At 73.6% G+C, this 11,980-nt stretch carries 12 protein-coding genes and 1 tRNA gene; 2 read left to right on the top strand and 11 right to left on the bottom strand.

Translation table 11 applies throughout. From position 1 onward, the window contains the following. Window positions 1–110: 110 nt before the first annotated feature. Window positions 111–186, bottom strand: a tRNA-Thr gene (locus SNE206_RS27495). Between the two features lie 172 nt (window positions 187–358). Then, the gene (locus tag SNE206_RS27490; protein ID WP_407916189.1) at window positions 359–796 is read right to left on the bottom strand and encodes a winged helix-turn-helix transcriptional regulator; all 438 of its coding nucleotides are present in this window, start codon (window positions 794–796) and stop codon (window positions 359–361) included. A gap of 139 nt (window positions 797–935) precedes the next feature. Between SNE206_RS27490 and SNE206_RS27485 the strand changes: the two genes are divergently transcribed. Further along, complete coding sequence (locus SNE206_RS27485) at window positions 936–1,544, top strand: flavodoxin family protein (protein WP_407916188.1); 609 nt, start codon at window positions 936–938, stop codon at window positions 1,542–1,544. A 10-nt stretch (window positions 1,545–1,554) separates the two neighbouring features. Here SNE206_RS27485 and SNE206_RS27480 read toward each other — a convergent pair whose 3' ends face one another. Then, on the bottom strand, window positions 1,555–2,892 hold the full coding sequence (locus tag SNE206_RS27480) for an MFS transporter (protein ID WP_407916187.1): 1,338 nt from the start codon (window positions 2,890–2,892) through the stop codon (window positions 1,555–1,557). Window positions 2,893–3,034: 142 nt separating this feature from the next. On the opposite strand from SNE206_RS27480, the gene SNE206_RS27475 reads away from it, so the two are divergent. Continuing rightward, on the top strand, window positions 3,035–3,232 hold the full coding sequence (locus SNE206_RS27475) for a hypothetical protein (RefSeq protein ID WP_407916186.1): 198 nt from the start codon (window positions 3,035–3,037) through the stop codon (window positions 3,230–3,232). Between the two features lie 21 nt (window positions 3,233–3,253). Here the strand turns inward: SNE206_RS27475 and SNE206_RS27470 are convergent, their stop codons facing one another. From SNE206_RS27470 to rsmI, 8 genes are all read right to left on the bottom strand, one after another. Beyond that, window positions 3,254–3,628, bottom strand: coding sequence for a hypothetical protein (locus SNE206_RS27470; protein WP_407916185.1), 375 nt, complete (start codon window positions 3,626–3,628; stop codon window positions 3,254–3,256). Window positions 3,629–3,679: 51 nt separating this feature from the next. Continuing rightward, window positions 3,680–5,482: an ABC-F family ATP-binding cassette domain-containing protein gene (locus SNE206_RS27465; protein WP_407916184.1), complete on the bottom strand. Its 1,803-nt coding sequence runs from the start codon at window positions 5,480–5,482 to the stop codon at window positions 3,680–3,682. Between the two features lie 266 nt (window positions 5,483–5,748). After that, entirely contained in the window at window positions 5,749–6,675 is a 927-nt protein-coding gene (locus SNE206_RS27460) for a 4-(cytidine 5'-diphospho)-2-C-methyl-D-erythritol kinase (protein WP_407916183.1), read from the bottom strand. Beyond that, window positions 6,675–7,556, bottom strand: a complete 882-nt coding sequence (gene rsmA, locus SNE206_RS27455; RefSeq protein WP_407916182.1) for a 16S rRNA (adenine(1518)-N(6)/adenine(1519)-N(6))-dimethyltransferase RsmA — start codon at window positions 7,554–7,556, stop codon at window positions 6,675–6,677. Before rsmA ends, SNE206_RS27460 begins: the two co-directional genes overlap by 1 nt. Window positions 7,557–7,746: 190 nt before the next feature. Further along, window positions 7,747–8,625, bottom strand: a complete 879-nt coding sequence (locus SNE206_RS27450; protein WP_407916181.1) for a TatD family hydrolase — start codon at window positions 8,623–8,625, stop codon at window positions 7,747–7,749. Next, window positions 8,625–10,244, bottom strand: a complete 1,620-nt coding sequence (metG, locus tag SNE206_RS27445; RefSeq protein WP_407916180.1) for a methionine--tRNA ligase — start codon at window positions 10,242–10,244, stop codon at window positions 8,625–8,627. The genes SNE206_RS27450 and metG overlap by 1 nt, the downstream gene beginning before the upstream one ends. Window positions 10,245–10,331: 87 nt before the next feature. Further along, complete coding sequence (locus SNE206_RS27440; protein ID WP_407916179.1) at window positions 10,332–10,790, bottom strand: hypothetical protein; 459 nt, start codon at window positions 10,788–10,790, stop codon at window positions 10,332–10,334. Between the two features lie 200 nt (window positions 10,791–10,990). After that, entirely contained in the window at window positions 10,991–11,836 is an 846-nt protein-coding gene (rsmI, locus tag SNE206_RS27435; protein WP_407916178.1) for a 16S rRNA (cytidine(1402)-2'-O)-methyltransferase, read from the bottom strand. Between the last annotated feature and the right edge of the window lie 144 nt (window positions 11,837–11,980).

The raw sequence follows: 11,980 nt of genomic DNA, 5'->3' as shown, positions 1-11,980 counted from the left end.
CGCAGCAGCCGTCCGCACAGCAGGGTTCGGTGGTGGCGGCGGGCCCGATGGCAGCGGGTCCGGGAACGCCGAAGGCCCCCGCCGTACGGCGAGGGCCTTCGTGCTCACTGTGGAGCCCCCATGCGGAATCGAACCGCAGACCTTCTCCTTACCATGGAGACGCTCTACCGACTGAGCTATAGGGGCTTGTTCTCGGTCTTCCCTTCGAACGAGGAAGACATTACACGGCCGTCGGCCGGAACGTGAAATCCATCCGGGCCCGAGTTCCGCCGCAGCCCCGCCCGCGTGTCCGCACGCCCGCATGTCCGCACGCCCGCATGCCCGCACGCCCTCATGCCCGACCGGGGCGCGGGTCGCCTCAGGGCGCAGGCACCCCGTCGCCGCAGTGCGCCCGGTCGAACCGCTCGCGCGCCTCGACGACCGAGCAGGCGTGCGACTCGACCCAGTCACCGAGCGGCGCGATCCGCTCGGCGAGGGTGCGGCCGAGCGGCAGCAGCCCGTAGACGACCCGCGGCGGGGTCTGCGGGTGCACGGTGCGCAGCACGAGGCCGTCGCGTTCGAGCGATCGCAGCGACTGGGTGAGCATCTTGCGGCTGACGCCGCCGACCGACCGCTGCAGCTCGGAGAAGCGCTGCTCACCGCGCTGGTGGAGGCTCAGGACGAGGAGCAGCGACCACTTGTCGGCGAGCTCCGCGAAGACGTCCCGGCTGGGACAGACCGCGGCGAAGATGTCGAACTCCTGGCCGGCCGGGACGGGCGGGAGCCCGTCGGACGGGGCGGTCTGCTGGGTGGGCATGGCCCCAGCCTAACTCGAACGGTCTCCGATCGGGAGTTGGTAACCATTGGAGACTTGGTCTATGTTGGAGACCGACAGCCCCGGTCGCGCCGTCCGACCGGCCGGCGCCGAACCGCACACCCCGAGGAGCCAACCCGCCATGACGACCGCCGCCCGTCCCACCGTCGCCGTCGCCTACCACTCCGGCTACGGCCACACCGCCGTCCTGGCCGAGGCCGTGGCCCGCGGCGCGGCCTCCGCCGGGGCCGACACGGTGCAGATCGCCGTCGACACGATCACCGAGGAGCAGTGGGCGCAGCTCGACGCCGCCGACGCGATCGTGTTCGGGTCGCCCACCTACATGGGCACCGCCTCCGGCGCCTTCCACACGTTCGCCGAGGAGACCTCCAAGCGCTGGTTCAGCCAGGCCTGGAAGGACAAGCTCGCGGCCGGCTTCACCAACTCCGGCTCCAAGAGCGGCGACAAGCTGCACACCCTGCAGTTCTTCACCGTGCTCGCCGCGCAGCACGGCATGCAGTGGATCAGCCTCGGCCTGCACCCGGGCTGGAACTCCTCCACCGCCTCCGAGAACGACCTCAACCGCCTCGGCCTGTTCCTCGGCGCGGGCGCCCAGACCCACACCGACCAGGGGCCGGAAGGCGTCCACCAGGCCGACGTCCTCACCGCCGAGCACCTCGGCGAGCGGGTCGCCCGGCAGGCCGAGATCACCCTCGCCGGCCGGGCCGCCCTGGCGGCCCTGGCCGCCTGAGGCCCGGCGCTCAGCGCACCGCCGTCGTTCCCCCGTCCCGCGCGGGGGAACGGCGGCGCACCGCGTCCAGGTCCGTCCCGCGGGTCTCCGGCAGGCCGAACAGGCAGAGCAGCGAGACCGCACCCAGCCCCGCCAGGTACCAGCCGACCGGCACCGCCGTGCCGTACGCCTCGGTCAGCCGGACGGCCACCAGCGGCGCGGTCGCCCCGCCGACCACGCCCGCCAGGTTGTAGGTCAGCGCCGCCCCGGTGTACCGCACCCGGGTCGGGAAGAGCTCCGGCAGGTACGCGGCGACCGGCCCGAGCATGCCGCCGAGCAGGGCCATCGCCCCGATCAGCGCCAGCGCGACCGGCCCGGTGCGGGCCGTCTCCAGCAGCGGGAAGAGCACCCCGGCCCATCCCGCGGCGAGCAGGGTCGCCACGAGCAGCACCCGCCGCCGCCCGTACCGGTCGGCGGCGCGGGCGCTCAGCACCACCGTGCCGCCCTTGACCACGGCCCCGGCCAGCAGCAGGCCCAGCACGAGGCGGCGCGGCACCCCGAGGTCGGCGGTGGCGTGCGCCAGCGCGTACGTCGTCGTCAGGTAGAACAGCGCGTACCCCGACATGACGGCGCCGGCGCCGAGCAGCACCGGCCGGCCGTGGCCGCGCAGCACCTCGGCCACCGGCATCCGGGCGTGGCCGGGCTGGGCCCGGAAGAGCGGCGTCTCGGCGACGCGCAGCCGGACGAACAGCGCGATCGCCACCAGTACCAGCGAGGCCAGGAACGGCACGCGCCAGCCCCAGTCCAGGAACGCGGCCTCGTCGAGCACCTCGCCCAGCACCAGGAACGCCGCCGTCGCCAGGAAGAAGCCCGCGCAGGGGCCGAGTTGCAGGTAGGCGCCCCAACGGCCGCGCTGCCGGGCCGGTGCGTGCTCGGCGATCAGCAGGGCCGCCCCGCCCCACTCGCCGCCCAGCCCCAGGCCCTGGCAGAACCGCAGCACCGTGAGCAGCACGGGAGCCCACGCCCCCCACTGCCCGTACGCCGGCAGCAGGCCCACGGCGGCCGTCGAGAAGCCCATCAGCAGCAGCGACGCCACGAGGGTGGTCCGGCGGCCGAGGCGGTCGCCGAAGTGCCCGAAGAGCACCGCGCCGAGCGGCCGGGCGACGAACGCCACCGCGTGCACGGAGAGCGCGGCCAGCAGGGCGCCGGCCGGGCCGAGCCCGGGGAAGAACACCCGGCCGAAGACCAGCGCCGCGGCGGCCCCGTAGAGGAAGAAGTCGTAGAACTCGACGGCGGTGCCGAGCATCGCCGAGGCGGCCACCCGGCGCAGGGCGCCACGACCCGCCGGTGACGCTGTGTCATGTGTCATGCCGTCACCCTGACAAGTCGTTGACCTGCAAGGACCGCAGGGACACGACGGGCCCGGAGTGCACCGGCGTACGCCCGCCGGGGTGGTGCGCCGCATCCACGGCGGCGGTATGGTGGCGGCTTCCGGCTTCGAAAGGGCGCACGTGAGAGACGTGTTCGACGAGAACGGCCTGTTCGACAAGATCTCCGCCGGCCTGTGTCTCGCCTTCAGCCTGCTGCTGCTCGACCTCGCGCTGGGCCGGCACCGGCACGGCGGGTCGATCGCCTGGGCGGTGATCGGCGGGGTGATGGTGGTCGCGTCCGGCTGGCAGACCGTCCGCCGTTTCCGCCGCCGCGACTGACCTGCCGCACCGCGGGCAGCCCTACCAGTCGCGCCAGCGGTCGGTCAGTTCGGCGCGGCCCAGGCCCTGGCGGGCCGTCAGGGCCTCCACGTCGACGCCGACGGTGCCCAGCGCGGCGTCCGCGTACTCGCACAGGTCCTCGCGCTCGGCGGTCTCGAACAGCCCGTGCACGTCGTCTATCGCGTTCAGCGCCTGCACGAGGTGCTCGACGGCCGCCCAGAGCAGTTCGTCGGACGCGCCGGGCGCCAGCTCGGCCTCGTAGGCGGTCATCGCGTCGTCGGTCGCGGCCAGCATCGCCGGCGGGTACAGCTCCGCGTACTCCGGGTGCCGGGCGGCGAACCGCCGCCACCTGGCGGTGGGGCGGGCCGCGGCGCGACGGGTGTCGTCTGCGTTCATGGACGGGAAGCTACCGGCCGGCACCGACAGTGCCGGCCGGACGGACGCCCGTCAGACCTGCTCGGCCAGCTCCAGCCAGCTCATCTCCAGCTCCTCCTTCTCGTCGCGGACCTTGCGCAGCTGCGCGTCCAGGTCGGCGACCTTGGAGAAGTCGGCGGCGTGCTCGGCGAGCTGGGCGTGCAGCTTCGCCTCCTGCTGGTCCAGCTTGGAGATCTGCCGCTCGATCTTCTGCATCTCCTTCTTCTGGAGCCGGGTGTCGCCGGCGGCCTTCGCGGCCTCGGACGGCGCTGCGGCGGCGGGAGCGGGGGAGCCCGACTCGGCCATCCGCGCCCGGCGCTCCAGGTACTCGTCGACGCCGTTCGGCAGCATCCGCAGCCGGCGGTCGCCGAGCAGGGCGAAGACGGTGTCGGTGGTGCGCTCGATGAAGAAGCGGTCGTGGCTGATCACGATCATCGATCCGGGCCAGCCGTCGAGGAGGTCCTCCAGCTGGTTGAGGGTCTCGATGTCGAGGTCGTTGGTGGGCTCGTCGAGGAAGAGCACGTTCGGCTCGTCCATCAGCAGGCGCAGCAGCTGCAGGCGGCGGCGCTCGCCGCCGGAGAGGTCGCCGACCGGCGTCCACTGCTTGTCCTTGGTGAAGCCGAACTGCTCGCACAGCTGGCCGGCGCTCATCTCCCGGCCCTTGCCGAGGTCGACCCGGCCGCGGATCTGCTCGACGGCCTGCAGCACCCGCACCTGCGGGTCGAGTTCGGCGATCTCCTGCGAGAGGTACGCCAGGCGCACGGTCTTGCCGACCTTGATCACGCCGCCGGAGGGCTGCACGTCGCCCTCGGTCGCGAACGCCGCCTGCATGGCGCGCAGCAGGGAGGTCTTGCCGGCGCCGTTGACGCCGAGCAGGCCGATCCGGTCGCCGGGGCCGAGCTGCCAGGTGACGTGGTCGAGGAGGTGCTTCGGGCCGGCCTTGATGCTCACGCCCTCCAGCTCGAAGACCGTCCGGCCGAGGCGGGCGTTGGCGAACTTCATCAGCTCGCTCTTGTCGCGCGGCTCCGGCACGTCCGCGATCAGGGCGTTGGCGGCCTCGATGCGGTAGCGCGGCTTGGAGGTGCGGGCGGGGGCGCCGCGGCGCAGCCAGGCGAGCTCCTTGCGGGCCAGGTTCTGCCGCTTCTGCTCCTCGGTGGCCTCGATGCGGCTGCGCTCGGCGCGCGCGAAGACGTAGTCGGAGTAGCCGCCCTCGTACTCGCGCACCTCGCCGCGCTGCACGTCCCACATGCGGGTGCAGACCTGGTCGAGGAACCACCGGTCGTGGGTGACGCAGACGAGCGCGGAGCGGCGGTTCTGCAGGTGCCGGGCGAGCCAGGCGATGCCCTCGACGTCGAGGTGGTTGGTGGGCTCGTCCAGCACGACCAGGTCGGGCTCGCCGAGCAGCAGCTGGGCGAGCGCGATCCGGCGGCGCTCGCCGCCGGAGAGCGGGCCGATCACGGTGTCGAGGCCCTCGGCGAAGCCCGGCAGGTCGAGGCCGCCGAAGAGGCCCTCGATGATGTCGCGGATACGGGCGTCGCCCAGCCACTCGTGGTCGGCGCGGCCGGCGATGACCTCCTGGCGGATGGTCGCCTTGGGATCCAGCGAGTCGTGCTGGGTGAGGACGGCCATCTGCAGGCCGCCGGAGTGGGTGATCCGGCCGCTGTCCGGTTCCTCCAGCTTGGCGAGCATGCGGATCAGCGTGGTCTTGCCGTCGCCGTTGCGTCCGACGACACCGATCCGGTCCCCCTCGCTGACGCCCAGGCTGACTCCGTCCATCAGGGCACGGGTGCCGTACACCTTGGTGACGGACTCGATGGTGGCGAGGTTGACGGCCACTGCAGCTGCGCTCCTGGGAGGGGGTCGGGACGGGTCTCCGGCCTCCCAGCCTAGTGGGCGGCGGAGCGGTGCCGGTCCGGCGTCGAGGTGCAGCGCCGTGCGACGGCCGGAGGAGCAGCCGGACGGGGTGCGGGTGCTCGGCGGCCCGGGGGCAGCGCGTACGTGGCCGTGCGGGCGCCCGTTCGGGGGGCGTCGCACTGCCCGGTCCGGGCCGAGATCCGTGCCAGGATCCGGGCCGGCCGGGCCGGTGCCGGAGGCCGAACCGTTCAGGGCGTGGGGGTGCCGATCGTCGCGCCGGGCACCGGCCCGTACGTCGCGTGGGCGGTGCGGCAGGTGCCGGAGGCCGTCAGCGCGACGGCGATCGCCCGGGCGGCGTCGGCGTCCTTGGCGAGGAAGGCGCAGGTCGGCCCGGAACCGGAGACCAGGGCCGCCAGGGCGCCAGCCTCGGTGCCCGCGTGCAGGGTGTCGGCGAGCGAGGGGCGCAGCGAGACCGCGGCGGCCTGCAGGTCGTTGGCGAGGGCGGCGGCGAGGGCGACCGGGTCGCCGGTCGCCAGGGCGGCGAGCAGCGCCGGGTCCGGGTCCGGGGTGGGTACGTCGGCGAGCGAGGAGCCGGTGCCGTCCTCCTCGCGGAGGCGGTCGCACTCACGGAACACGGCGGGGGTGGAGAGGCCGCCGTCGGCCACCGCGAACACCCAGTGGAAGGTGCCGGAGACCGGGAGGGCCTCCAGGATCTCCCCACGGCCGCGGCCCAGGGCGACCCCGCCGAGCAGCGCGAACGGCACGTCCGAGCCGAGTTCGGCGGCCAGCTCCAGCAACACCTCGAACGGCGTGTCGAGGCCCCACAGCGCGTCGCAGGCGACGAGGGCGGCGGCGCCGTCCGCGCTGCCGCCGGCCATGCCGCCGGCGACCGGGATGGCCTTGGCGATGTGCAGGTGCACGCCGGGGTCGGCGAGGCCGTGGTGCTCGGCGAGCAGCCGGGCGGCACGGGCGGCGAGGTTGCTGCCGTCGAGCGGCACGGACACCGCGTCGGGGCCGGTGCAGGTCAGGGTGACGCCGTCGCCCGGGGTGGCGGTGACCTCGTCGGCGAGGCCGACGGCGAAGAACACGTTGGCCAGGTCGTGGAAGCCGTCGGCCCGCAGGCCGCCGACCCCCAGCTGGACGTTGACCTTGGCGGGCACGCGAACGGTGATCATCACTGGGCCTTCGGCTTGTGCTCGGCGATCGCGGCGAACTGCTCGACCGTCAGCATCTCGCCGCGCAGCTTGTGGTCGATACCGGCGGCGGCCAGCGCCTGCTCGGCGCCGGCGGGCGAACCGGCCCAGCCGGCCAGCGCGGCGCGCAGGGTCTTGCGGCGCTGGGCGAAGGCGGCGTCGACGACGGCGAACACCTCGGTGCGGGTGGCGGTCGTCCTCGGCGGGTCGTGGCGCACCAGCGAGACCAGGCCGGAGTCGACGTTCGGCGCGGGCCAGAAGACGCTGCGGCCGATCGCCCCGGCGCGCTTCACGTCGGCGTACCAGTTGGCCTTCACCGACGGCACGCCGTAGACCTTGTTGCCGGGCTTGGCGGCGAGCCGGTCGGCGACCTCGCTCTGCACCATGACCAGGGTGCGCTCGATCGTCGGGAAGGTCGCGAGCATGTGCAGCAGCACCGGGACGGCGACGTTGTAGGGCAGGTTGGCGACCAGCGCGGTCGGCGCCGGGCCGGGCAGCTCGGTGACCTCCATGGCGTCGCTCAGCACGAGGTCGAAGTGCCCGGCCTTGTCCGGCATGCGGGAGGCGACGGTGGTGGGCAGGTGCCGGGCGAGCAGCGGGTCGATCTCGACCGCGGTGACGTGGGCGGCCACCTCCAGCAGGGCCAGGGTGAGCGAGCCGAGGCCCGGCCCGACCTCGACCACGCTGTCCTCGGCGGTCACCCCGCCCGCACGGACGATCCGCCGTACGGTGTTGCCGTCGATGACGAAGTTCTGCCCGCGCTGCTTGGTCGGCTTCACGCCGAAGGCGGCCGCCAGTTCGCGGATGTCGGCGGCGCCGAGCAGGTGGTGGTCGGCTGCGGGTGCGGGGTCGGTGCTGCTCACCCCGCAAGGATACGGGCGCGCGGGGGCCGGGAGTTCGCCCGCCTGCGGATTCTTCCGGTCGATCGGTTCGGCGGTCATCGCCGTCTCCCTCGCTGCGCTCGTACTGAACTCATGCCGGTCAGCGTGAAGGAGTCGCAGGAGGGCGGGGGCGTTCCGCCGGAATCCGGCCTTCATTCGAACGGGTGACGGATCAGTACGCGAACGCCCTGGCCGTGTTCGCGGCGATCGCGGTGGCGAGTTCGTCCTCGCCGATGCCGCGGTGGGCGGCCATCGCCCGCAGCGTCACGGGCACGAGGTACGGCGCGTTGGGGCGGCCGCGGAACGGGTGCGGGGTGAGGAACGGCGCGTCCGTCTCGATCAGCACGCGGTCGAGCGGGGTGACGGCCAGGGCCTCGCGCAGGGCGTGGTTGGCCTTGTAGGTGACCGGCCCGGCAAAGGAGAGGTACCAGCCGTGCTCGGCGCAGACCTTCGCCATCGCCGCGTCGCCGGAGTAGCAGTGGAAGACGGTGCGCTCGGGGGCGCCCTCCTCCAGGAGCAGGGCGATGACGTCGTCGTGGGCGTCCCGGTCGTGGATGACGAGGGCCTTGCCGTGCCGCTTGGCGATCGCGATGTGGCGGCGGAAGGACTCCTTCTGGATGTCCACGCCCTCGGGGCCGGTGCGGAAGTAGTCGAGGCCGGTCTCGCCGACCGCCTTGACCTGCGGCAGGGCGGCGAGCGCGTCGATCTCGGCGAGGGCGGCGTCGAGCGCGGCGGCGCCCCCGGGGGCCCGGTGCTGCCCGGACCAGCCGTCGGGGTCGCCGAGGAAGATCCGCGGCGCCTCGTTGGGGTGGAGGGCGACGGCCGCGTGCACGGCGTCGAACTCGGCGGCGAGGTCGGCCGCCCAGCGTGAACCGCGCACGTCGCAGCCGACCTGGACGACGGTGGTCACCCCGACCGAGGCGGCCCGGGCGAGGCCCTCGGCGGGGGTGCCGTCCTGCATGTCCAGGTGGGTGTGCGAGTCGGCCACCGCCACGGCCAGGGGTTCCGGCAGCGGCGGCGGGGTCGACCGGTCGTCGTCCTTCTTGGCCATCAGGAGGCGGGCTTCTCTTCCAGGCGGGGGAACAGGATGTCGCCCTTGGTGACGATCACCCCGGCGGGCAGCCGGCCCCAGTCGGCGACGGTGCCGATGGTCTGCGCGGCCAGGGCGCCGAGCGGCTCCTCCGCGCCGAGCGAGTCCCACAGCTTCTGCGCGGTGCCCGGCATCAGCGGGTTGAGCAGCACGGCGGTCGCCCGCAGCGCCTCGGCGGCGGTGTACAGGACGGTCGCGAGGCGGGCCCGGCCCTCCTCGGAGGTGTCCTTGGCGACCTTCCACGGCTCCTGCTCGGTGAGGTAGCCGTTGACCAGCTTGACGAACTCGAAGATCGCGGCGATGCCGGCGGCGAAGTCCAGCTCCTCCCCGATCTTCAGGTCGGCCAGGCCGGCGGCCTTCGTCAGGCCGTCGGCGACGGCCTGCTCGGCGTCGCCCGCGGCGGTGGCGGCCGGCAGCACGCCCTCGTGGTACTTGCCGACCATCGCGGCCACGCGGGAGGCGAGGTTGCCGAAGTCGTTGGCGAGCTCGGAGGTGTACCGGGCGGTGAAGTCCTCCCAGGAGAACGAGCCGTCGGTGCCGAACGGGATCGCCCGCAGGAAGTAGTACCGGTAGGCGTCCACGCCGAAGTGCGAGGTGAGGTCCTGCGGGGCGATGCCGGTCAGGTTGGACTTCGACATCTTCTCGCCGCCGACCATCAGCCAGCCGTTGGCGACGACCCGCTTGGGCAGCGGCAGGCCCGCGGCCATCAGCATCGCGGGCCAGATCACCGCGTGGAAGCGCAGGATGTCCTTGCCGACGAGGTGCACGGACGCCGGCCACAGCTCGGCGAAGCGCTCGGGGTCGGCGCCGTAGCCGGCGGCGGTGATGTAGTTCTGCAGGGCGTCCACCCACACGTAGAGCACGTGCTTCTCGTCCCACGGCAGCGGGACGCCCCAGTTGAAGGTGGAGCGGGAGATCGAGAGGTCCTGCAGGCCCTGCTCGACGAAGCGCAGCACCTCGTTGCGCGCCGTGGCGGGCGCGATGAAGCCGGGGTTGGCCGCGTAGAACTCCAGCAGCTTCGGGCCGTACGCGGAGAGGCGGAAGAAGTAGTTCTCCTCCTCCAGCCACTCGACCGGCTTCTTGTGGATCGGGCAGAGCTTCTCGTCCTCGGTGGCGCCGGGGAGGAGCTCGCCGGGCAGCTTGTACTCCTCGCAGCCGACGCAGTACGGGCCGGAGTAGCCGCCCTTGTAGATCTCGCCCTTGTCGTGCAGGTCCTGGACGAACTCCTGCACGCGGTCGGTGTGCCGCTGCTGGGTGGTGCGGATGAAGTCGTCGTTGGCGATGTCCAGGTGCTGCCAGAGCGGCTTCCACGCCTCCTCGACCAGCTTGTCGCACCACTCCTGCGGGGAGACGCCGTGGGCGTCGGCGGTGCGCAGGATCTTCTGGCCGTGCTCGTCCGTCCCCGTGAGGTACCAGACGTTCTCGCCGCGCTGGCGGTGCCAGCGGGTGAGGACGTCGCCCGCGACCGTGGTGTACGCGTGGCCCAGGTGCGGACGATCGTTCACGTAGTAGATCGGGGTCGTGACGTAGTACGCCGGGGGCCGGGCCCCGGTGGTGCTGTGGTCTTCAGTGGCCGCCATGCCACGGAATCCTAGTCGCGCGGAGGAACCACCCTCGACCGGTGACCGGTGGGGCGGCCCCTCCGCGGCGGACCTGCCGGGCCGCGGTCAGTCGGCGCGGTGGCTGAAGAAGCCGAACCAGCGGCGCCGCTGCCCGGCCGGCACGGGCGGCTGCTCCGCCGTGCCGTCCTTCGGCCCGGCGGCCGGCGCGGGGTCCTCGGGTTCGGCGTGGAACGGGTAGCCGGGGGCGTGGTGCAGGGAGTGCTCGGCCGTCGCGACCCGGCCCTCCCGCATGATGCGCACCTTGTGCCCGCCGCAGCCCGGGCAGGTCGGCTCGCGCAGCGGGGAGGGCACGCGGACGCCGTTCGCCTTGTACTCGAAGACGATCCGCCCCTCGCGGTCCACGCGGTGCTCGATGTCGTACGCCTGCTCCCAGCCGTAGCCGCAGCTGAGGCACGCGAAGGAGTAGGCCTCCCGGACGGTCTCGACGGTGCCGGCCGGCCGGTTGGTCAGTCCGAGGCCGCTGGGCGCGTTGCCCGTCAGAGGGCTACCGATCGTCTCGCTCATAGCCGTCTCCCAGGTGCCCGCCGGGCGGTCGCCCGGCTCGGGTCTTCACCCGGGAGATGCCCGCGGGAGCCGGTTTCCCACCTGACTTGTCAAGTCTTGGACGTGCATTGGTGAGACCTGTACGAAGCCGGCGCCGCTGCGGGCACCCGACGGGTGCTTCCCTCCACGGTACGCGCGGCTCCCCCGGCGGGCGCGCCTGCTCAGCTGCCCTTCTTCGCCGCGACGACCGCGTCGAAGACGTCGCGCTTGGGCAGCCCGAGAGCGGCCGCGACCGCGGCGATCGCCTCCTTGCGGCTCTCCCCCGCCTCCTCGCGGACGGCGACCCGGCGGGCCAGCTCGGCCGGGCCGACCTCCTCCGGCGGCGCCGGCGGGGCCCCGGCGACCACCACGGTGATCTCGCCCCTCACGCCGTCCGCCGCCCAGGCGGCGAGCTCGCCGAGCGGCCCCCGGCGCACCTCCTCGTACGTCTTCGTGAGCTCGCGGCAGACCGCACCCGGGCGGTCCGCGCCGAAGGCGTCCGCCATCGCGGCGAGGGTCTCGGCGATGCGGTGCGGCGCCTCGAAGAAGACCATGGTGCGCGGCTCGGCGGCGACCTGGGCGAGCTGGCGGGCGCGGTCGCCGGCCTTGCGGGGCAGGAAGCCCTCGAAGGTGAAGCGGTCGACCGGCAGGCCGGAGAGGGCGAGCGCGGTGAGCACGGCCGACGGGCCGGGCACGGCGGTCACCCTGATCCCGGCGGCCACGGCCGCGTCGACCAGGCGGTAGCCGGGGTCGGAGACCGAGGGCATGCCGGCGTCGGTGACGAGCAGCACCCGGGCGCCGCCGGTGAGCGCCTCCACCAGCTCCGGGGTGCGGGCGACCTCGTTGCCCTCGAAGTAGGAGACGACCCGCCCGGTCGGCGCGACGCCCAGCGCCTGGGTGAGCCGGCGCAGCCGGCGGGTGTCCTCCGCCGCGATGACGTCCGCCCCCGCCAGCTCGGTGAGCAGCCGGGGCGGGGCGTCGGAGACGTCGCCGATGGGAGTGCCTGCAAGTACGAGTACGCCTGTCACGGCACCATCCTCCCAGGACGGCGGCGGCGGGCGGGACGGGGAAGGAGAAGCGTGACGAACCGGACAGGTTCGGAGGGGGCCTCCTGCTGCCGGGGGTCCGCCCCTACGATGTGGCGCGTGAGCGGCGACACGGCACCCGAGACG

The organism is Kitasatospora sp. NE20-6, from assembly GCF_045862635.1.
The sequence above is the reverse complement of the archived record's forward strand: the minus strand, read 5'-3'. Positions and strand labels throughout refer to the sequence as shown.